This window comes from Pseudomonas faucium, from assembly GCF_021602585.1.
GTDB lineage: Bacteria > Pseudomonadota > Gammaproteobacteria > Pseudomonadales > Pseudomonadaceae > Aquipseudomonas > Aquipseudomonas faucium.
Window position 1 is genome coordinate 121235 of sequence record NZ_BQIP01000014.1, and the last position, 21783, is coordinate 143017.

At 61.7% G+C, this 21783-nt stretch carries 17 protein-coding genes and 1 pseudogene; 6 read left to right on the top strand and 12 right to left on the bottom strand.

Going from position 1 to position 21783, the window contains the following annotated elements:
- Window positions 1–256 precede the first annotated feature (256 nt).
- Window positions 257–2491 carry a choline BCCT transporter BetT gene (gene betT, locus L6D75_RS17465; protein ID WP_176511506.1) on the top strand — a complete coding sequence of 745 codons (2235 nt, stop codon included), beginning with the start codon at window positions 257–259 and terminating at the stop codon, window positions 2489–2491.
- Between the two features lie 65 nt (window positions 2492–2556).
- On the opposite strand, the gene L6D75_RS17470 is transcribed toward betT, so the two are convergent.
- From L6D75_RS17470 to L6D75_RS17480, 3 genes are all read right to left on the bottom strand, one after another.
- Entirely contained in the window at window positions 2557–4899 is a 2343-nt protein-coding gene (locus L6D75_RS17470; RefSeq protein ID WP_176511507.1) for a penicillin-binding protein 1A, read from the bottom strand.
- Between the two features lie 42 nt (window positions 4900–4941).
- Window positions 4942–6852, bottom strand: coding sequence for a penicillin-binding protein 2 (gene mrdA, locus L6D75_RS17475; protein WP_176511508.1), 1911 nt, complete (start codon window positions 6850–6852; stop codon window positions 4942–4944).
- 135 nt (window positions 6853–6987) lie between these two features.
- Entirely contained in the window at window positions 6988–7899 is a 912-nt protein-coding gene (locus tag L6D75_RS17480) for a LysR family transcriptional regulator (protein WP_176511509.1), read from the bottom strand.
- Window positions 7900–7969: 70 nt separating this feature from the next.
- Between L6D75_RS17480 and L6D75_RS17485 the strand changes: the two genes are divergently transcribed.
- Window positions 7970–8257 (top strand): hypothetical protein, encoded by a 288-nt coding sequence (locus L6D75_RS17485; protein ID WP_236193730.1) that lies wholly within the window; start codon window positions 7970–7972, stop codon window positions 8255–8257.
- Between the two features lie 89 nt (window positions 8258–8346).
- Window positions 8347–10047 (top strand): peptidoglycan D,D-transpeptidase FtsI family protein, encoded by a 1701-nt coding sequence (locus L6D75_RS17490; protein ID WP_176511511.1) that lies wholly within the window; start codon window positions 8347–8349, stop codon window positions 10045–10047.
- Between the two features lie 102 nt (window positions 10048–10149).
- Here the strand turns inward: L6D75_RS17490 and L6D75_RS17495 are convergent, their stop codons facing one another.
- The 4 genes from L6D75_RS17495 to L6D75_RS17510 form a co-directional block, all read right to left on the bottom strand.
- Entirely contained in the window at window positions 10150–11793 is a 1644-nt protein-coding gene (locus L6D75_RS17495) for an acetolactate synthase large subunit (protein ID WP_176511512.1), read from the bottom strand.
- 99 nt (window positions 11794–11892) lie between these two features.
- Window positions 11893–12285, bottom strand: a complete 393-nt coding sequence (locus tag L6D75_RS17500; RefSeq protein ID WP_176511513.1) for a Rid family detoxifying hydrolase — start codon at window positions 12283–12285, stop codon at window positions 11893–11895.
- A gap of 16 nt (window positions 12286–12301) precedes the next feature.
- Entirely contained in the window at window positions 12302–12856 is a 555-nt protein-coding gene (locus L6D75_RS17505) for a pyridoxamine 5'-phosphate oxidase family protein (protein ID WP_176511514.1), read from the bottom strand.
- 52 nt (window positions 12857–12908) lie between these two features.
- The gene (locus tag L6D75_RS17510; RefSeq protein ID WP_176511515.1) at window positions 12909–13613 is read right to left on the bottom strand and encodes an SDR family oxidoreductase; all 705 of its coding nucleotides are present in this window, start codon (window positions 13611–13613) and stop codon (window positions 12909–12911) included.
- Window positions 13614–13889: 276 nt separating this feature from the next.
- On the opposite strand from L6D75_RS17510, the gene L6D75_RS17515 reads away from it, so the two are divergent.
- The 3 genes from L6D75_RS17515 to L6D75_RS17525 all read left to right on the top strand — a co-directional run bounded on the left by L6D75_RS17515 (window position 13890) and on the right by L6D75_RS17525 (window position 16601).
- Window positions 13890–15023 carry an aminotransferase class V-fold PLP-dependent enzyme gene (locus L6D75_RS17515; protein ID WP_176511516.1) on the top strand — a complete coding sequence of 378 codons (1134 nt, stop codon included), beginning with the start codon at window positions 13890–13892 and terminating at the stop codon, window positions 15021–15023.
- Between the two features lie 314 nt (window positions 15024–15337).
- A complete protein-coding gene (locus L6D75_RS17520) occupies window positions 15338–15895 on the top strand; it encodes a helix-turn-helix domain-containing protein (protein WP_176511517.1) in 558 nt (185 codons plus the stop codon).
- A 118-nt stretch (window positions 15896–16013) separates the two neighbouring features.
- Window positions 16014–16601, top strand: a complete 588-nt coding sequence (locus L6D75_RS17525) for an HD domain-containing protein (protein WP_176511518.1) — start codon at window positions 16014–16016, stop codon at window positions 16599–16601.
- 38 nt (window positions 16602–16639) lie between these two features.
- Here the strand turns inward: L6D75_RS17525 and L6D75_RS17530 are convergent, their stop codons facing one another.
- From L6D75_RS17530 to L6D75_RS17550, 5 genes and pseudogenes are all read right to left on the bottom strand, one after another.
- Window positions 16640–17314, bottom strand: coding sequence for a TetR/AcrR family transcriptional regulator (locus tag L6D75_RS17530; RefSeq protein WP_176511519.1), 675 nt, complete (start codon window positions 17312–17314; stop codon window positions 16640–16642).
- A 75-nt stretch (window positions 17315–17389) separates the two neighbouring features.
- The gene (locus L6D75_RS17535; protein WP_176511520.1) at window positions 17390–18796 is read right to left on the bottom strand and encodes a purine-cytosine permease family protein; all 1407 of its coding nucleotides are present in this window, start codon (window positions 18794–18796) and stop codon (window positions 17390–17392) included.
- Window positions 18797–18898: 102 nt separating this feature from the next.
- Complete coding sequence (locus L6D75_RS17540) at window positions 18899–20044, bottom strand: acyl-CoA dehydrogenase family protein (RefSeq protein WP_176511521.1); 1146 nt, start codon at window positions 20042–20044, stop codon at window positions 18899–18901.
- 2 nt (window positions 20045–20046) lie between these two features.
- Window positions 20047–21204, bottom strand: coding sequence for a CaiB/BaiF CoA transferase family protein (locus tag L6D75_RS17545; RefSeq protein ID WP_176511522.1), 1158 nt, complete (start codon window positions 21202–21204; stop codon window positions 20047–20049).
- Between the two features lie 11 nt (window positions 21205–21215).
- Window positions 21216–21783, bottom strand: a pseudogene (locus L6D75_RS17550) (urocanate hydratase); the annotation flags it as partial.

Below are 21783 nucleotides of genomic sequence, written 5' to 3' on the forward strand. Positions count from 1 at the left end.
CCTGGCTGGGCGTTTCATCAGCGGAACTGAGCTACCCCAAGGTGGTTCGAGCCCCGCTTTCAAATGCGCTTTCCACGGCGTCAGCCCGCTTGGCCCACGCACTTGTGCGGGCGGCGGGCGAGCCCGCTTTGGGGACCGCTGCCCAAACGCGCCCATGCGCGCGTGCATGAAACAACCGAATGGATGGAATTCGCTCCGACTGTAAGGCAAGCCTGATCAGGCGGCGTCGAATGAAGTACGCAACAGGAGAAAGCTCATGCCCTTCGTACCTCCCAAGGATCAACACTGCAACGGTGATGATCCGACCACCCCAGCGACTGCTGGCCCCTGCGTGAAGACGCTGCCAGCGCTCGAACGCAGCAAATTCGGCGGCACGCCTCGCCGCCCTGGGCGGCCAGGCGACGCTGACGACCCTCCGGTATCGCGCAGTGACCTCAGCAAAGGTCACGACCAATTGGTCGTACATCGGGAGGCGCGCATCAACTGGCGCGTGCTGCTGATTTCGTCAATGGTGATCCTGGCGTTTTCCATTGCCACGATCCTCATGCCCGATGCAGCACGCTCGACGATGAAGCACACCACCGACTGGATTGCGACGAATCTGGGTTGGTACTACGTGCTGACGATGACCCTGGTCATCGGCTTCGTGCTGTGGGTCGCGTTTTCCAAAGAAGGGGACGTGCGCATCGGCCCTGACCACTCGCGGCCGCAGTACAAGCTGGTGACCTGGGTCGCCATGCTGTTCGCCGCAGGGGTCGGCATTGACATGCTGTTCTATTCGGTCACAGGCCCGGTCGTGCAGTACTTGCACCCGCCCAGCGGCGAAGGCGGTACTGCCCAGGCCATGCAGGATGCGGTGGTCTGGACCATGTTTCACTATGGCATCGCCGGCTGGGCGATGTATGCCCTGCTGGGTATGGCCATGGGTTACTTCGCCTATCGGTGGGACATGCCGCTGTCGATTCGCGCCGCGCTCTACCCGCTGTTTGGCAAGCGCGTGCGCGGCCCCTTGGGCGATGGCATCAGCATCATTGCGCTGGTTGGCACCGTGTTTGGCGTCGCCACGTCGATGGGTATCGGTGTGGTACTGCTGAGCGTTGGTTTTTCGCTGTTGTTCGGCCTGGAACAGGGCCTGTCATTACAGATCGCATTGGTGCTGGGGGCTGTAGCGTTGACCATTGCCGCCACCACCTCCGGGGTTGACCGAGGCATCCGCTGGATCGCCGAGCTGAACCTTTGGAGCGCCGTGGCGATGATGCTGTACATCCTGATAACAGGGCAGACGGCGTTCTTGTTGAATGCACTGGTGTCGAACATCGGCCAGTTTCTCGTCAGCTTCCCCGCGCGTACATTCCAGACGTTTGCCTACGAGCCCGACGGGGCCGGCTGGATGGCGGGGTGGACGTTGTTTTTCTGGGCCTTCTGGCTGGCCTGGGGGCCCTTCGTCGGTGTGTTCCTGGCGCGAATCTCGCGCGGCCGCACCTTGCGGGAATTCGTCCTTGCGGCAGTCACAGCGCCAGTGCTTTGCGACTTCATCATTGTCTCGCTGTTCGGCAACAGCGCACTGTTCCAGGTGCTTGAGGGCAACACCGAGTTCGCCACGCTGGCGATGGACAGCCCCGAGCAGGGTTGGTACGCACTGCTGCAGATGTTCCCAGGCTCGATGTTTCTGATTGGCCTGGCAACGCTGTCCGGCTTGCTGTTCTACCTCACCAGCGCCAACTCCGGGGCGATGGTGATGTCGAACTTTTCTGCAACGATCCCTGACCCTGCCCAAGACGGCCCGAGCTGGCTGCGTATCTTCTGGGCCTTGCTCACGGCCATGCTCACGGTGGCGATGCTGGTCGCAGGCGGGGTCACGACCATGGAGTATGCAACGCTGATCTTCGCGCTACCGGTGACGATCATCACTTACCTGGTGATGGCATCCTTCTACAAGGTATTGCGCATGGAACGTGCCGAACGTGAAGGGCGCGTGCTGCGCCGGCCCTCGATGGCGGCTGGCGGCGGGCAGGTCCCGGAGCGCTCGTGGAAGCAACGGCTTGAGCACCTGCGGGCGTACCCAACGCTGCGCCAGGTCACTCAGTTCCTTGACCGAACAGTGGGCCCTGCGCTGGACGAGGTCGTCGCTGAATTTCGCCAGCAGGGCTATGACGTCATCCGCGAAAGCCTGGTCAATACCCGCGGCGTCGAGGAACCGATGCTGCGGGTATCGATGGACAGCTTCCGGGACTTCCATTACCACGTCGCCATTGTCGAGGCGCCTGTGCCCATGTTCAGTGGCCGCATGACGCGCGAGATCGATGTCTATTACCGTTTGGAGGTGTTCACCCAGACGGGGTCTGGTGGTTATGACTTGATGGGCCTGACCAAGCAGCAGGTCATGGACGATGTGCTCAATCGCTATGAGGCCCACTTGGCGTTCCTTGTGTTCTCCAGCGAGAACGCCACCCCCTCCGTGCTGACACCCAGGCATTGCCTTGATCGCTGATGGCGCACGGTAGCGGCAGGCGAAGAAGAGGGCCAGCGCCTTCGCGTGGCCCTTTTGGGCCTGTATCAGAACAGGTCCTGCAGGGTTTGCTGCGTGGCGTTCAGCGATGGGTCACCCCCCTGCGTGGTGCTCATCGCCGGCGCGCTCTCGGCCTTGAACACTTCCATGGCCGTCTGCGGCCCCTGCGCCGATGCCGCCGTCCCGTCCGCCGTGTTGATCAGCCGGGTTACCACCCCGTCGGGCATGGGCTGCGAGTTGGGGGCTGTTCCGGCAAGTGCCGCCTGCATGTAGTCCATCCAGATGGGCAGGGCGATGGTCACGCCCCATTCGCGCCGCCCCAGGCTTTGCGGCTGATCGAAACCTGCCCAGACGCTCGTCACGTAGTCGCCGTTGTAGCCAGTGAACCAGGAGTCCTTGGCTTCGTTGGTGGTGCCCGTCTTGCCCGCGATGTCGGGGCGATGCAGGGCGGAAGCGGCGCGGCCGGTACCTCGCTTGATGACATCCTGGAGCATGCTGGTGAGCAGGTAGGTCGTGCGGCTGTCCACGACCTGTTCTGCGGCTACTTCAGGTGCCGGGTTGTCGGCGCTGGGCGCGGAACGCGGGGTGGCCTTGAAGACGATGCGGCCTGCGCGGTCTTCGACCCGGTCGATGAAGAAAGGCGTGACCTTGTAGCCGCCGTTGGCGAGCACGCTCCAGCCACCGACCACCGCCATGGGGGTCACGGACGCCGTGCCCAGGGCCAGGGAAAGGTTGCGCGGCATGTCGTTGGCGTCGAAACCGAAACGCGTGATGTAGTCGATGGTCGAATCGACGCCCATGGCTTGCAGCAGGCGTATCGAGATCATGTTTCTGGAGCGATACAGCGCTTCGCGCAGGCGAATGGGGCCGAGGAAGGTGCGGTTTTCGTTCTGCGGGCGCCATGCCGGCCCCGCGTAGTCGCCGCCCAGCACGATGGGCGCGTCGTTGACGATGCTCGCCGGCGTATAGCCGTTGTCGAGCGCCGCACAGTAGATGAAGGGCTTGAAGCTTGAGCCCGGTTGCCGTTTGGCCTGTACCACGCGGTTGAAACCGCTCTGGTTGAAATCGAAGCCGCCGACCAGGGCCTTGATCGCGCCATTGCCCGGCGCTACCGACACCAGCGCGCCTTGCGCGTCGGGCACCTGGCTGAAGCGGCGCTGGGAGCCTGCCCGCTCAACGCGGATCACATCGCCCGGCCTGACGATGTCTGCAGGCCGTGCTGGTTGGCGCCCCTGTGCGCTGTGGTTGATGAAGGGGCGGGCCCACGCCATCGTCTGCCAGGCGACGTCGTGTTGCTGGCCGGCCTGGTCGAGCACGGCGATGCGGTCGGCGAGCACCTTGGTCACCGCCACAGCTTCCAGGCCGCCCAGTAGCGGATACCCTTTCAACCTTTCCTGCCATGCTGGGCTCAGGCTGCCGGTGAGGTGGCCTTCGGGGCCGCGATAGCCGTGGCGCTTGTCGTAGGTTTTCAAACCGCTCTGCAGTGCAGCGTTGGCCGCCGCCTGCAGCGTGCCGGAGACCGTCGTCACCACGCGAAAGCCTTGCGTGTAGGCGTCATCCCCGTAGCGGCTGACCATCTGCGCCCGGACCATTTCGGCGATGTAGGGCGCACTGACCTCGGGCGCAGGCGCGTGATAGCGCGCGGTCACGGGGGCTGCCAGCGCGGCGTGGTAGCGGGCCTGGTCGATGCTACCCAGCGCGTACATTCGCCCCAGAATCCAGTCGCGGCGTTGTTTGGCCCTTGCTGGGTTGTTGACAGGGTTGAAGCGTGAGGGCGCCTTGGGCAAGCCCGCGATCATCGCGGTCTGCGCCAGGGTCAGTTGGGACACCGGCTTGCCGTAATAGATCTGCGCGGCGGCTGCGATGCCATAGGCCCGTTTGCCCAGGTAGATCTTGTTGACGTAGAGGTTGAAGATTTCGTCCTTGGTCAATGTGCGTTCAATGCGCAAGGCCAGCAGTATCTCGGTGAGTTTGCGTGAGAACGTCTTCTCTTTGCTCAAGAAGAAGTTCTTGGCCACCTGCATGGTGATGGTGCTGCCACCCGAGCGCACGTGCCCGCTGCTGATCAACTCCATGGCCGCACGCAGCAGGCCTGTGGGGTCGACGCCACGGTGATGGTAGAAATTGGCATCCTCCGCAGCCATGAAGGCGGCCAGGAAGTCGCCGGGGATTTGCGAGGAGGGCAGGGGGATACGGCGTATCTCGCCAAATTCGGCGATCAGCTTGCCTTCTGCGCTGTATACCTGCAGCGGCTCTTGCAGTTGCACGGCCTTGAGGGTTTCTACATCGGGCAATTGTGGGTCGAGGTACAGATAGGTGCCGCTTGCACCCAGCACCAGCACGCTGGCAAGTGCCAGGGCACACCAGCCCAGGGCCTTAGAAAGCCGCATTCGTTGCTCCTTGAGTGGGTATATCGATGGCGGTGGGGAGCGTCAGAGCATTCCAACGCGTGCGTCGGTCGAGGCGTGTTGCAGGGCATGCGCGACGTCGAATTGCGGTTTGAGCTGCCCGTGTGCATCCAGTAGCCAGGCGTCCATGACCTTCCTGACCACCGGCCCTGCGACCCGGGCCCCGGCTTCGCCGTTCTCGATCATCACGGCGACCACGATGGCCGGGCGTTGCGCGGGGGCAAAGGCGACGAAAAGGGCGTTGTCGCGGTGGCGTTCGCGGGTCTTGTTGCGGTTGTAGCGCTCGCCCTGCCTGATCGCGATGACCTGCGCCGTGCCACTCTTGCCGGCCATGCGGTAGGGCGCGCCCTGGGCTGCCCGGCGCCCGGCACCGCGCGGGTTGTGCATGACCATCTCCATGCCCTTTGCCACCTCGCGCCAGGTGTCGGGGTTTTTCAGGGTGATGTTGGGCAGCGGGTGGGGGTCGGCCGGTTTTTGCCCGCCAATCGACAGCGCCAGGTGCGGCCGATGCCAGATGCCTCTGCTGGCAATCAGGCTGGTGGCCTGGGCCATCTGCAGCGGCGTCATCTGCACGTAGCCCTGGCCGATGCCGGCGATCAGCGTTTCGCCGGGGTACCACTGCTGGCGGCGGGTGGCGCGTTTCCAGGCCGGGGAGGGCATCAGCCCGGGCGCTTCCTCGAACAGGTCGATCGACACCCGCTGCCCCAGGCCGAACGCGGTGAGGTAGCTGTGCAACCGCTCGATACCCAGCCTGTGGGCCAGGTCGTAGAAGTAGGTGTCATTGGAGCGCATGATCGCGTCGTACATATCCACCCAGCCGTCGCCGGCCCGATTCCAGTTGCGGTACTTGTGCCGGTAGTTGGGCAGCTCGTAGTAGCCACGGTCGAATACCCGCTGGGAGGGGGTGATGACGCCACTGTCCAGCCCTGCAACCAGCACCATCGGTTTGATGGTCGAGGCCGGGGGGTAGAGGCCGCGTAGCACGCGGTTGAACAGCGGCATGTCGGCTGAATCGCGCAAGGCTGCGTAGGCCGGGGCCGTGATGCCCTTGACGAAAGGGTTGGGGTCGAAGCTGGGCCGGCTGACCATGGCCAGCACTTCGCCAGTTGCCGGGTCCAGGGCGACCACAGCGCCACGCCGGTCGCCCAGGGCCTGCTCGGCAGCACCTTGCAGTGACGCGTCGATGGTCAGCACGATGTCCTGGCCTGGGGTCGGGTTGTGCCGGCCCAGCACGCGGATCACCTTGCCTTGCGCATTGGTTTCCACTTCTTCGAAACCCATCTGGCCATGCAGGGCGTTTTCATAGAAGCGCTCGATGCCGGTTTTGCCGATCTGTTCCGTGCTCAGGTATTTTGCGTGGTCGAGTTGCTTGTACTCTTTTTCATTGATGCGCCCGACATAACCCACCGAATGGGCAAAGTGTTCGGCCAACGGGTACACCCGTGAAAACTGTGCGTGAACATCTACGCCCGGCAGTTGAAATTGATTCACTGCCACCCGTGCGATCTGCTGTTCGGTGAGGTCCGTCATCAACACCACGGGCTCGAAGGCTCTGCCCCTGCGGTGCAAGGCCCGGTCCAGCTTGTCGCGTTGACCGGCGCTCAAACCCAGCACCTGGCACAACTGGCTGACCACGGCCTTGGTATCGCCCGCGCGTTCGCGGGTGATGGTCAGGTTGAAGGTGGGGATGTTGTCGGCCAGCACGACGTTGTTGCGGTCATAGATGATGCCCCGTGCTGCTGCGAGCGGCCGCACATGCACGCGGTTCTTTTCTGCGACCGCAACGTGTAGATCATGCTGAGTGACTTGCAGGAAGTACAACCGGCACACCAGTGCGGTTGTCAGGGCCAGGACCAGTATGGCGCTGGCGATAATTCTTGTTTTTACAATCCTGTGGCTGGCTTCCCTGTCCTGTAGTTCGGTGGGATGTGTCATCTGGAAATACTTACCGCTTTTTGCAGGCCTTACGCTTTGGATTTTTTATTCTAAGGTGCGTGAAGTATTCATCAATGCGCACTTCGGGCTATCTGATATCAACCCGGTTGATGTCGCACAAGGGCTATTGCGGGCTCAGGTCAGGCAAAAGGTTTTATCCACCAGCTCGATGATCATCGCCTTGACCCTTTGCAGCGTGCTGTCGTGCTTGCTGCCCACTCGCGTGCCGATTTCCAGGTCGTAGGAGGGCATGGGCACGGGGCAGGGGAATGTTTGCAGCGTGCTGACCCTTTCCATGGCGCGTGCCGCGTGGGTTGGCACCGTGGTGATCAGTTTCGAGCCCATCAGCAGAAACGGCACGGCGGCAAAGTGCGAGGTCGAGGCGTGGATACGGCGTTTGTAGCCTACGGCATTCAAGCCTTCGTCGACGATGCCGACGAAACCCGCCGACGAGACCAGCAGGTGGGGCCGCTGGGCGTAGTCTTCGGCGGTGGTGGGCAGGGTGTTGTCGGCATCGGCAATGCCCAGGTAATTGCCCCGGCCAAGGCGCTGCCGGGCGATCAGCGGCGACGACATCCCGCCCGCCGACAAGGCGATGTCTATCTGGTGACGCATCAGCATGTCCTGGACCAGGCCGCTGTGGGTCTGCCGAAAAATCACCCGCAAGCCATGCAAATGCTCGTCGATCTGCGCTACCAGGCTTTGGCCCAGGGCGATTTCACTGTCATCGGACAAACCGAGGGTGATCGTCCTGCCCTTGATGTCCTGGTCACCGCCTGAAAGTGCAAGGGCTTGCCGGCAGCAATTGAGGGCCTCGCCAATCAGCGGTGCCAGCTCGTTGGCGCGCCGGGTCGGGCGCAGGCCACGGCCGGTGCGCTCGAACAACGGGTCGGCGTAGATTTCACGCAGGCGGCCAAGTGCGGCACTGACCGCAGGCTGGGTGACGCCCAGGCGTATGGCCGCGCGGCTGGCGCCGCCTTCTTCGATCAGGGCGACGAAAACCCTGAGCAGGTTCAGGTCGACACTTTCGATATCAAAGCTGTTCATATCAGATATCTTGATAGTTGATTGATTAATAGTATAGGGGTGCGGACAATGCCCGGCAAATAGTTAGCTAATGCATGAATCGGTTATTGGTTGGGCAGGTAAATTGATATTGATGAACGCAAGCAAAGTTGTTGCGAGTTTACTGCTGGCTATTGCTGTCGGCACATTGAATGCCGCCTCCATCGCGCCACAAGGTGAGTTGCACGGCAGTGTAATGACGCCGCTTGGCAAGCAATTGATAACTGAACTTCAAGTCGCACTGCAGGGGCACAACTATTATCAAGGCGATATCGATGGTTTGGCAGCGAAACACAAGAGGCCATCTATCTGCTGCAGTTGGACCACGCGTTGCCCTTGACCGGGAGCGTCAATGTGCAACTTCTGGAATGGCTCGGTATTGAACCCCCCGCCTGGCTGTTGCCCTGATTCATCGCTGTGAGTGTCTCGATGCGTTCCCCTTCTAGAACGCTGCCCGGTTATCCGTGGCGGTTCAGGCTCGTGGTCGGCCTTGTACTTATTCTTGCGTTGACGCTGTGCTGGCGCATTGTCGAGCTGCAAATTGTCGATAACGCCTTCCTGCGCCAACAGGGTGATGCGCGCAGCCTGCGCTATCTGACCCACCCCGCGCCCCGAGGGGTGATCACCGACCGCGCCGGGCACCCGCTGGCTGTCAGCACCCCCGTGGTGACCCTGTGGGCTGACATGCGCGAACTGTCTGCCGAGCAGGCCAAATGGCCGGCGCTCGCCCAGGCGTTGCAGATGCCGCTTGCGACGCTCGAAAAGCGCTTTGCGCAAAACCGCCACAAGGCGTTTTTCTACCTGCGCAGGCGCCTGCCCCCTGAACGGGCCAGGCAGGTGTTGCAGGTGGTCCACCAACAGCACATCAAGGGCATCTACAGCCTGGAGGAGTCGCAGCGCTTCTATCCTGCAGGTGCCATCGCCGCGCAGGTCGTCGGTTTTACCGATATCGACAACAACGGCCGCGAGGGCGTGGAGCTGGCCTATGATCAGGCCCTACGTGGGGTCAGCGGCAGGCAGCATGTGGTCAAGGACCGCAGGGGGCAGGTGATCCAGGACCTGGGCGTGAGCCGGCCTGCAAAACAGGCGCAGGACCTGGCGCTGTCCCTGGACATACGCTTGCAGTACCTGGCGAGCCGCGAGTTGGCCAAGGCCGTGGCCGACAATGGTGCCGACGCCGGAAGTGTCGTGATCCTCGATGTCGAGACCGGGGAGCTGCTGGCCCTGGCCAACTACCCCAGCTACAACCCCAACAACCGTGCACAGGCCAGCCCATCAGCCATGAGAAACCGGGCGCTGGTGGACGTGTTCGAGCCTGCCTCGACGATGAAACCCTTCTCGGTGGCCGCTGCACTGGAAAGCGGGCGCTGGAAGCCGTCCGACACCGTGCTGGTGAAAACCGGCAGCCTGAAGGTGGGCAGGTTCACCATCCGTGATGCCTCGCGCACCGCCGGCGAGCGGTTGGACATGGCCGGGATCCTGGTGCGGTCCAGCAACGTTGCGATCAGCCAGGTGGCATTCGACATTGGCGGCGAGACGATTCATGGCCTGCTGCAGCGCGTGGGCCTGGGGCAAACGACCGGTACGGCGTTCCCCGGGGAGCGTTCGGGCGTGCTGCCCAGCCGACGCCAGTGGCGCGACGCCGAAACGGCGGCGATGTCCTACGGCTATGGCGTTTCCGTCACCGCCGTGCAGTTGGCCAAGGCCTACGCGACCCTGGTCAATGGCGGCAGAAGTGTGCCGGTCTCGCTGCTGCGTGTCAGCGAACCTGCGCAGGCACATCAGGCGATACCGGCACCGGTGGCCAATGCGCTGAAGCACATGCTGGTACAGGTTGTCGAAGCGCCCAGGGGCATTTATCGGGCCAAGGTGCCGGGCTACCACGTGGGCGGCAAGAGCGGTACCGCCAGGCGGCCCAGCGCTACCAGCAAGGGCTACCAGCACAAGGCGTACAGGGCGATGTTCGCCGGGTTCGGCCCTGCCGCCGCGCCCAAGTTCGTGGTGGTCGTGATGATCGACAACCCGTCCACGCACGGCTATTTCGGCGGGCTGGTATCGGCGCCGGTTTTCAGCAAGGTCATGGCGCAGGCGCTTCGGCTGTACAACATCGCACCGGATAATCTGCCCTGACCCTGTGGCCAGTACCGGCCTCATCGCCGGCAAGCCGGCTCCCACAGGAATATCACCGGCCTTCAGGCCTGCGTGGGAGCCGGCTTGCCGGCGATGGGCGCTTCACACCGCCGCGCTGCGCTCGCGGATATCGATGTTCAAGATGCGGTCGTTCTCGCTGTAGTCGACCGGGCAGTCGATCACGTGCACGCCTGGGGTCTTGATACAGTGCTCGAGCAGCGCCAGCAAGCCTTCGGCGCTTTCCACGCGGTGGCCATTGGCACCATAGGCTTCGGCGTATTTGACGAAGTCCGGGTTGCCGTAGTCCAGGCCGAAATCGGTGAAGCCCATGTTGGCCTGTTTCCAGCGGATCATGCCGTAGCCGTCGTCACGCAGGATCACCACGGTGATGTGCATGCCCAGGCGTACTGCGGTTTCCAGCTCCTGGCTGTTCATCATGAAGCCGCCGTCGCCGCACACCGAGATCACCGGGCGGTCCGGGTACACCAGGTGCGCGGCCATGGCCGATGGCAGGCCGGCGCCCATGGTCGCCAAGGCGTTGTCCAGCAGTACGGTGTTGGGCTTGTGGGCCTTGTAGTTGCGGGCGAACCAGATCTTGTAGATGCCGTTGTCCAGGGCAACGATGCCTTCGGACGGCAATACGCGACGGATGTCGGCAACCAGGCGTTGCGGATAGACGGGGAAGCGTGCGTCGTCAGCGCCTTCAGAGATCTGCGTTTCGTTTGCTTCACGGATGGCCATCAGACGGGTGAAGTCCCAGTGCGAGGTGTCAGTCAGGGCTTCATGGATCTGCCACACAGCGTTGGCGATGTCGCCAATCACTTCGATCTGAGGGAAGTACACGGCATCGACTTCAGCGGCACGGAAGTTGATGTGAATGACTTCAGTGCCACCGCGAACAATGAAGAACGGCGGCTTCTCGATCACGTCATGGCCGATGTTGACGATCAGGTCGGCGGCTTCGATTGCACGGTGTACAAAATCACCGGACGACAACGCGGCATTACCGAGGAAGCAGGGATGGCGCTCGTCAACCACACCTTTGCCCATTTGGGTAGTGATGAACGGGATGCGAGTCTCGTCGATGAGTTGCTTGAGGACTTTGGCGGTCATCTTGCGGTTCGCACCGGCGCCGATCACCAGCAGAGGGTTGCGGGCTTTGTGAAGCTTCTCAACGGCCGCTTCGATCGCCTTGTGCTCGGCTAACGGTCGACGGTGGAGGCTCTGAGGGATCGGTAACGCATCGGTCTGCTCGGCGGCGATGTCTTCCGGCAGCTCCAGGTGCACCGCGCCCGGCTTCTCTTCCTCGGCCAGGCGGAACGCTTCACGCATGCGCGACGGGATGTTGTCGGCGGAGGCGAACTGGTGGGTGTACTTGGTGATGGGGTCCATCATGTCGCACACATCGATGATCTGGAAGCGGCCCTGCTTGGACTTCTTGATCGGCTTCTGGCCGGTGATCATCATCATCGGCATGCCGCCTAGATATGCATAGGCGTTGGCGGTGACCAGGTTGGTCGCGCCGGGGCCTAAGGTTGACAGGCTGACGCCAGTCTTGCCGGTCAGGCGCCCATAGGTAGCTGCCATGAAACCTGCAGACTGCTCGTGACGAGTCAGTACCAACTTGATCCTGGATTTACGCAGGGATTCCAGCAGATCGAGATTTTCCTCCCCGGGGATGCCGAACACATACTCAACACCTTCACTTTCCAAACATTGCACAACGAGATCAGCTGCCTTGGCCATCTATTGGTCCTGCCACTGTCGAGAGTGAGCCACGCGGGCAGAGGACGAGGCCTTTACCCGGTGCCGAATGAGTTTCATGGAAAAGAGCAAACGCTTGGATTATTCGGCCATTCGGGGAAGTACCAGGGTGGCGTCAATGGCAACCAAGGCATTCAGTGCGAGCGCCGACACGCCGACCGTGGCGCGTGCGGGGTAAGGCGCTGCAAAGTAACGGCTCATGATTTCGTTCACGGCCGCAAAGTGCGAGAGTTCCGTGAGGTAGATAGTGAGTTTCCCTACGTCAACAAAACTACCGCCTGCGGCCTGTGCGACGGCCTGCAGGTTCTCGAGCACCTGAACGGTTTGGGCTTCGATCCCTTGCGCCAATTCCATCTTTTCAGGGTGAAGCGCGATTTGCCCGGTCAGGAAAACCAGGTCACCCATGCGCACGGCTTGCGAATACGGGCCGATAGCTTTCGGCGCCTGATCACTGTGGATAGCGATTCTGCTCATCAGATTTGATCCTGTCTTAGGGGGCGAGCCAACCTGCCTGCCAATGCTCGTCTTGCAAAATGAAGCGGGCCCGTTGGTGGATATCCTGGGAAAGGTCGAGCCACTCGATTTTTCTCAAATGGACAACCACCAGTGCGAAATTTTCAAAACCCTCCACGTGCGTTTCATAGGCTGCGCAAGGTGAAGAAATCGCCTCGCCTGGCAGGCGACCATGGCCAAAGAGCGCCTGAGTACTGGCTCGTGCCTGCTGCCAGTGCTGGGCAAGGCGCGAAACATCCGACACAGGTTCAGCCAGGCCTTCCATTCGAAGCTGCAGCTTGCCGGTCGGGTCTATGCAGGTCACAGCGACTCTGGGTTCGGCACGTATCTCTGCGAGCTTCGCCGAGCGCTTGTCCGCATAAAAGATGATCGACCTCGTCGACTCATCGGCATGGCGCAAGACCACCGTGCGTACCTTGGGTTGCCCTTCGATATCGACGGTGGCCAGTTGCATCAAGCGAAATGGATTTGGCGTACTGCCAACCGGTATGGATAAATCCGACCAGACCTTGGCCAATATCAGATCAAGCATGGCAATCGCCTAGAGGAGAAAGGGCCGCGTACCGAGTGCGGCCCGGAGATACTCAGACGCTGCGGGTAACGCCGCCGTCGACCTTGATGTTCTGGCCGGTAATGTAGGCGGCCCCGTCGCTCGCCAGGAAGGCGATGGTGGCGGCAATTTCTTCGCTGGTGCCATAGCGCTTGAGCGGCACACCTTCGCGACGTTGTTCGGTAGCAGGAAGACTGTCGATCCAGCCCGGCAACACGTTATTGATGCGAATGTTGTCGGCGGCATACTTGTCAGTAAAGATCTTGCTGAACGACGCCAGGCCGGCACGGAAAACCGCCGAAGTTGGGAACAGTTCGCTTGGCTCGAACGCCCATGCCGTAGAAATGTTGATGATCGCACCGCCGTTCTGGCGCTGCATGTACGGCGTCACCAGTCGTGCAGGGCGAATGACGTTGAGCAGGTAAGTCTCCATGCCCTGGTGCCAATCTTCGTCGCTGATCTCGAGGATCGGTGCCCGCGGGCCATGGCCGGCGCTGTTGACCAACACATCGATACGGCCCCATTTCTGAATGACGGCGTCGACCAGGCGCTGCAGGTCTTCGATTGACTGGTTACTGCCGGTTACGCCAATACCGCCGAGCTCCTGCGCCAGGGCCTCGCCTTTGCCAGAGGAAGAAAGAATACCGACATTGAAGCCATCGGCAGCCAGTCTGCGCGCAGCTGCCGCCCCCATACCGCTACCACCGGCCGTGACGATTGCTACTTTTTCTACTGTCATAGATCCTCCTGAGTGAAGTGTGGATAGGTTGTTTGTGGAATGAGAGTAGCGGCGCTCGGTCTTTCTAAGAGAGACAGCAAGCCTTTTAAATGACAGTAGAAAATCTATTGGCGAACAGTATTCAGGTGAAGCGTATCGACGGTTGACCACGGCCAGCCGGCGACCGGGATCGCACGCAGCGTGACGCTTTGAATCTGCTAACTTGAACGCCAAGTACGCACCGCAAAAGCTTAGGACCGGCCATACCCATGGCTTCCCTGCCAAAGGAGTCACCCCATGTCGAAGCTCTATCCCAGTATTGATCCTGAGGGGCTGGTCGAGTATTCGGTGGTCTACACCGATCGCTCGCTCAATCACATGTCGCAGACCTTTCAAGGCGTGATGAGGAACATTTCCACGACCCTGAAACAGGTCTACAACGCCCAGGCCGTTGCGGTAGTGCCGGGCAGCGGGACCTTCGGCATGGAATCGGTAGCGCGACAGTTCGCCACCGGCAAGCAATGCCTGGTGATCCGCAACGGCTGGTTCAGTTATCGCTGGAGCCAGATCCTCGAGGTAGGCAACATCCCGGCGGCTACCACGGTACTGAAGGCGCGACCGGTCGACACGGGCCGCCAGGCAGCCTACGCACCCCCGCCCCTGGACGAAGTGCTGGCAGCCATCGAGGCGCACAAGCCCCAGGTCGTCTTTGCCCCACACGTTGAAACCGCATCAGGGATCATCTTGCCCGACGAATACCTGCGCGCCGTCGGCGACGCCGTGCATGCGGTGGGTGGGCTATTCGTGCTGGACTGCATTGCCTCAGGCACGCTATGGGTCGATATGCACAAGTGCGCAGTCGACCTGCTGATCAGCGCACCGCAGAAAGGCTGGAGCGCCTCGCCTTGCTGCGCCCTGGTGATGCTCAGTGCCCTGGCCCTGGAGCGCATTGAGCAGACGCAAAGCAGTAGCTTTGCCTGCGACCTGAAAAAGTGGCTGCAGATCATGCAGGCCTACGAACAGGGCGGCCATGCTTACCATGCGACCATGCCCAGTGACGCGCTCGCGCGGTTCAGCGACGTGATCAACGAGATGCACGCCTACGGTTTCGACAAGCTGCGCGACGAGCAACAGGCGCTGGGTAACCGCGTGCGCGCCCTGCTGACCGGCAAAGGCTTCACAAGCGTGGCCGCCGCCGGGTTCCAGGCCCCGGGCGTAGTGGTGAGCTATACCGATGATGGTGATATCAAGAACGGTAAGAAGTTTGCCGAGCACGGCCTGCAGATAGCCGCCGGGGTGCCGTTGCAATGTGATGAACCGGCCGACTTCCAGACTTTTCGCATTGGTTTGTTCGGCCTCGAAAAAGTGCGCAATATCGAGCGCACGGTCAGCATCCTTGAACAGGCACTGGACGAAGTGATGGTGAACTAAAGCCCGCCTAACGGGTTGCAGTTGTCCGCTTTGGGTCCGACCCAAAGCAGACACCTGCAACCGGGGCCGCTTCGCAGCCCATCGCCGGCAAGCCGGCTCCCACAGTACAGCGCAGGCCTGAAGGAGGGTGTGATACTCCTGTGGGAGCCGGCTTGCCGGCGATGAGGCCGGTACTGACCACAGAGCTTTGGATCGTTGCGCGCAATCCAAGCTGAGTGCTCTCACGCTCTGATAAGACCCACTGGTCTGGCCCGCTTGCAGGGCAATCTTGCATAACTCAAAATCGCCGCTTAGCTCACCTCTCGGAAGCCGCGATGCCTGACATATTGCTGAAGCCGGAATTGCCCGGCGTAGCGCTTAAGCGATGGCGTTTGCTGCACCGCGTCAAACAATCCCATGCAGCAACCTTGTTCAACGTCACTCAATCAACTATCTCTCGCTGGGAGAGTGGTGTACTGGCACTGGACCCGTTCTCCCGCAGCACTTTGGAGAAGCTACTTACCGCTCGTCTTGATACCGCCGCAGATCAGGCACTGGCGCGGCTGGTGAAAGAAAGCGTACGGCCCGTTCATCTCATGTGCGACCTGACGCATAGATTGCTGGCGTGCTCGCCCTCACGCGCAGCCCAGTTCACCAGCCCCGTCAGCACACTGCTGGGGCAGTCACTGTGGCGTTTCGCTTCGCCGCAGATCGTTGCCAAGGAATTGATGCTGGACGAACTGGGGTGGCGGGAAGCACTCGCGCCCCCAGCGCTGGAATTTGCAAGCGGTACCAATGATTCCTGCCTCGTGCCCATCAGCCACAGTCTCTGTCGCTGGACACGTATCCCTCTCTCGGATGGCACTGCTGCACGTCTGGTGGAAACGCTGTGATCGATTGCGGCGCATAGCGCCCGCATTTTTTATGCGTGGACGCTGCGTACTTTCAGCTCTAGGCTGCTCTGATCCAGTCAAGGCAGCCCACAGTTCGCCAACAGTGCCAGGAGCAATCATGGATATCGAGAAGCTTAAAGGGCGTCTCGCCTTTCTAACTGAAGCGGAAAAACTCAAGGATGTACTCAGAACGGCCCATACCTCTTCCGGTCGTACCGAGAGCACGGCTGAACATAGCTGGCGCCTCTGCCTGATGGCCATCGTTTTCGAGGATCAACTGGCCGGTCTCGATAAGCTGAAACTCATCAAGATGTGCGTCATCCATGACTTGGGCGAAGCCATCAATGGCGATATCCCTGCTGTTAGCAAGGACGCGTTTCCCGACAAGAGCCAACAGGAGCGAAACGACCTTCTCCTCTTGACCCGTACACTGGATGACACGGTTAAAGCTGAAATCCTTGCGCTGTGGGATGACTATGAAAATGCACGTTCGCCCGAGGCCCAGGCCGTCAAGGCGCTCGATAAGCTGGAAACCATCCTTCAGCACAATCAAGGCAAGAACCCGCCAGATTTCGATTACGCGTTCAACCTGAGTTACGGCAAGAAATACACGGATGCCTATCCACTGTTCGAGGTGCTTCGCGGCCTTCTCGACGAAAACACCAGGAAAAATATCCAAAGCCCTCAAGATCGCCATGGCGAATGACCTTGCACAGCGGGTTGCGTACTAGCCAAGTATCTTGTCTACCCGGCTCGATTGCCTTGCAGACGAACACCCGTGCGAGTCGCCGGTGAAGTGCCTGGCGTTTGCCGAGCGAGCGGCGCCAAGCTGGAGGCAGCGCCGAGGATCATGTCGGTGAGTTGTTCAATGATTTGCCGTTGTGACAGGGTCGAATCGATGTCCTGCGATTGGCAAAGGCTTTCGAGCATGCCGATGACCCTGTTGGCGAAGAACCTGGTCGCCGAGCTATCCAAGCCTCGATGGAGCAGGGTAGAGGCAATGATGGCGGTCAGCTGCTGGGTGTATTCATCGCGCATCGCTGCGTGCAGCCGATACTGTTCTGCCGTCAGGTTGCGCGCTTCACGCAGCATGAGTTGCAACCTTTTGCACTCGCGCTGTTGAAGCTCGATGAAGGCACTCACGAATGCATGCAGGCGGGCGCGCGAGCCCTGGGCGGCCTTGAGCTTTGCTCGGGTGAGGCTCAGCAGGTCGCTCATGCATTCTTCGATGAGGTCGAAGAGCAGTGCCTGTTTGCTTTCGATGTGGTTGTACAGGGAACCCGCGCCGATACCCAAGCGGGCGGCCAGGTCGCGCAAGCTCGTATTCTGATAGCCCTGTTCAGCGAACAAGTCCACTGCCGCCAGGTACAGGCGCTGCTGTGTCCCGGTCGGTGGGGCAGGTTGTGTGTTGGTGTTCATGGGGTCTCTGGGCTGTTGGTGCCAGGGGCGGGCAGGTGGCTTGCCGCCCAGTGAGGGCGGCAAGCGGCTCAGGGGCTAGTACTGCTTCTGGGTAGCGTCTTGCGCGGGAAATGCCTGAGGGTGCCGGGCACCGCGCCTGGCAAGCGAGTAATAGACGAGCGCCGGCAAGATCAAACCCACCAGCCAGGAAATGTCCGTCTCACCCAGGTATTGCACCAGCGGGCCGGTATAGAAGCTGGTGGCAATGAAGGGCATCTGCACCATCACCCCGAACCCGTAGGTGCCGATACCTACCCAGTTCCAGCGGCCATAGCGGCCATCGGGGTCGTCCAAGGCCGCGATGTCGTAGCGTTCCTTGGTGATGAAGTAGTAGTCCACCAGGTTGATGGCACTCCAAGGCGTGAAAAATGCCAGCAGGAACAGCAGGAAGGACTTGAACGCGCTGAGGAAGGAATGCTGCCCGATCAGCGCAAGGGTGGTGGAGATGCCGACAATACAGAGCACGAAGACCAGGCGCTGGCCGGAGGACACCGTGAAGCGTTTGTGAAACGCACTGACAATGGTGGCGATGCACATGAAGCTGCCATAGGCGTTCAAGGTGGCGATGGTCACTTTGCCAAAGCCGATGCTGAAGAACAGCAGGCTCGCAATCAGCCCGCTGGCGCCTAGGCTTACGATGTAATTCACCTCATGCCCTGAGAAGGCACTGCCTGCCAGGGCGGCAGCGAACACGCCGAGCACCATGGAGGTCTGTGAACCGAGCACTGAGCCCAGGCCTACGGCAAGGAACGTGCGCAACGGGGAGGTGGCACTGGGCAGGTAACGCGAGTAGTCGGCGACGTAGGGGCCGAAGGCGATCTGCCACGAGGCCGAAAGCGAAACGGCCAGAAGGAACGTGTTCCAACCGAAGTGTCGGTTATCGAGCAAGGTGGCGATATCGTTCACCGAGAACATGCGAACGAAAAGGTAGGCGAATGCCACCAAGCCGAGCGCACTGGCAACCCGCCCCAGCAAGTGAATCACCCTGTAGCCACACACCGTCAGGGCCACGATCACGGCGGCGAAAACGAGGATGCCGCCGGTATCGCTGATATTGGCCATGCGGCCGATGGCCTGGCCGGCCAGCACCGTGCCGGTGGCATTGAACCCGATGTACATGATGCAGACCAGTACCAGCGGTATCACCGCACCGAACACACCGAACTGCACGCGGCTGGAAACCATTTGCGGCAGGCCCAGACGCGGGCCTTGAGCGCCATGCAGCGCCATCACGATGCCGCCGAACACCTGGCCGATCAACAGGCCGATCAATGACCAGAACACATCGCCACCCAGCACCACTGCCAAGGCACCGGTGACGATGGCCGTTATCTGCAGATTGGCACCGAACCATAAGGTGAACTGGCTGAAGAGGCGACCGTGGCGTTCGCTTTCGGGGATGTAATCGATGGATCGCGTTTCTATGAGGGGCTTGCCAGACATGAGCGTGTCTCCTGTGGCGCCACTGCCCATGGCGCCTCTATTGTTGTTATGTGACCGATGCCCTTTGAGCCTGAACGGCTGGTGCCGCCCAGGCTGACCACCTCACGCGCGGGCGGCGTCTAGTACGGCGCGGGAGATGATGATTTTCTGCACCTCCGAAGTCCCTTCAAAAATGCGCAGGATGCGTGCATCGCGCACCAGGCGCTCCAGCGGCAGGTCGCGAATGTAGCCATAACCGCCATGCAGCTGGAGTGCGGCATCGGTGATGAAACCGGCCGCCTCGGCGGCGAACAGCTTGGCGGTGGCCGACTCCAGGCTGAAGCGCCCGCCCGAATCACGGCTGGCCGCAGCGTGCAGGGTCAGCAGGCGCGCTGCCTGCAATTGGCTGTGCATGTCTGCAAGACGCCACTGTGTACCCTGGTAGGCAGCCAATGGCTTGGGGCCGATCTGGCGCTGCTGGGCCCAGCTGAGGCTGTGCTCCATGGCGGCGCGGGCGATGCCCAAGGCCATCGCCGCCACTTCTACCCGGCCGCGATCCAAGACCTCCATCGCGGTCTTGAAGCCATGGCCTTGCTCGCCCAGCAAGGCGCTGGCGGGCAGCCAGCAGTCCAGCGACAGCTCATAGATCGTGCTGCCGCGCAGGCCCATGGTCTTTTCCGGGCTGGAAAAGGTGATGCCCTGCGTCCCTTTGGGAATGACAAAAGCGCTGATGCCGTGATGACCCGCGTCGCCGTCGGTCTTGGCGTACAGCACGATGAAATCGGCTTCGCGGGCATTGGTGATGTAATGCTTGCTGCCACGGATCCGCCAGCCATCATTTTCCTGGCTCGCTCGGGTGCGCATATCGGCCGGGTTGGAGCCGGCCGCAGGTTCGGTCAGCGCGAACGCGCCCAGCAACTCGCCAGTGGCGGCGCGGGGCAGCCATTGCTGGCGCTGCGCCTCGGTGCCACCGATGAGCAGCGAGTCGGTGGCCAGAAAATGCGCGGTCATTGCCGACGCGGTGGAGGCGCAGGCGGCGGCCACTGCCTCCACCACGCGGCTCATTGCAAGGCTTGTGATGCCAAACCCACCATAGGCCTCAGGCAGATTGATGCCCATGAACCCCAGATCACCCAGGGCCTTGAGGCTGTCGGCGCAAAACGCCTCGGACTCATCAAGGCCCTGGGCCTTGGGTTTCAGTACGTCTTGAGCAACGCGCTCGGCAGATTCGATGATTGCCAGTTCCGCGGCGTCCAGTTCGTAGTTCATTGTTATTCTCCAGTGTGGGGCAGGCCGAACAGGGCATTGGCTTCGCCCAGGCGGGGGGCAGGCGAAGCGGCGTGGGGTTTGCTTGCGTTGAAAAACACCGGCTGCGGTACCAAGGGCGACTGTGCACCGCCCTCTATCAGCAATTGGCGCACCTGGGCTTGCTCGCTGCTGGTGGCCTGGGCCAGATCCCATACAGGCGAGGCGGGCACCCCGGCGTCCAGCAGCACGTCACAGATCTGTTCAACGCGTTGGGTGCTCGTCCAGGACTCGATCCGTGCTTTCAAGGCCACTTCGTTGGCGGTGCGCGAGCCGTCGTCGACGAAGCGCGGGTCATCGGCCAAAGCCTGGCATTGCATGGTCTGGCACAAGCGGCGGAACAGCTTGTCGCTGGCGACTGCGATCACCACCAGCCCATCAGCGGCGCGGTAGGTGTCGAATGGCGTCGAGACCGGGTGACGGTTGCCCACCAGCCCCGGGGCGCGACCCTGAGCAAACAGATTGGAGAGGCCGGTCATTTGCAGGCTGACCAAGACGTCGAACATCGCCACATCCAGGTACTGTGCGCCAGCCGCGTGGAACTCACGGGCGAACAGCGCCGAGCTGATTGCCCAGGCGGCGTAGACGCCAGCGCAGAGATCGCCAAGTGCTTCACCACTGCGGGTTGGGCCGGTCTGGGGGAAACCTGTCACGCTCATCAGGCCGGACATGGCCTGGGCGACGATGTCGTAGGCCGGGCGGGTGGACAGTGGCCCGCTCTGGCCGAACCCGGAAATACTGGCGTAGATCAGCCGAGGGTTGAGTGCCTTGAGGCTGTCGAAATCGATGCCCAACCGCTGGGTCACGCCGGGGCGGAAATTTTCCACCACGACATCGGCATCGGCCACCAGTGCGTGAAAGCGCTGAAGCTGGGCCGGGTCCTTGAAATCAAGTTCGACGCTGCGCTTGCCGCGGTTGATCAGGCCGAAATAGACGCTCTCGCCATTTTCGCCAAAAGGGCCCAGGTGGCGGCTGTCATCGCCATGCCCCGGCACTTCGAACTTGATCACTTCGGCGCCTAGGTCAGCCAGCATCGCAGTGCAGTGCGGGCCGGCCAGTACACGGCTCAGGTCCAGCACACGCACCCCTTGCAGCGGCTTGGGAGCGCAGTTGTTTGGATTCATGGCTTGGCTCCTCACGGCTGGGTGCTGGTGATCATCGGCAGGTTCAGGCCCTGCTCCTTGGCGCAGTCGATGGCGATCTGGTAGCCCGCATCGGCATGGCGCATCACCCCGGTAGCCGGGTCGTTGGTCAGCACGCGGGCAATGCGCTCGGCCGCCTCATCAGTACCGTCGCAAACAATCACCATGCCAGAGTGCTGCGAGAAGCCCATGCCGACACCGCCGCCGTGGTGCAGGGAGACCCAGGTGGCGCCGCTGGCAGTGTTGAGCAGGGCATTGAGCAGCGGCCAGTCGGACACGGCATCGGAGCCATCCTGCATGGCTTCGGTTTCACGGTTGGGGCTGGATACCGAACCGGAGTCCAGGTGGTCGCGGCCGATCACGATCGGCGCCGACAGCTCGCCGCTGCGCACCATTTCGTTGAACGCCAGGCCCAGCTTGGCGCGCAGGCCCAGGCCAACCCAGCAGATGCGCGCCGGCAGGCCCTGGAAGCTGATGCGCTCGCGGGCCATGTCCAGCCAGCGGTGCAGGTGGGCGTCGTCGGGGATCAGTTCCTTGACCTTGGCGTCGGTCTTGTAGATG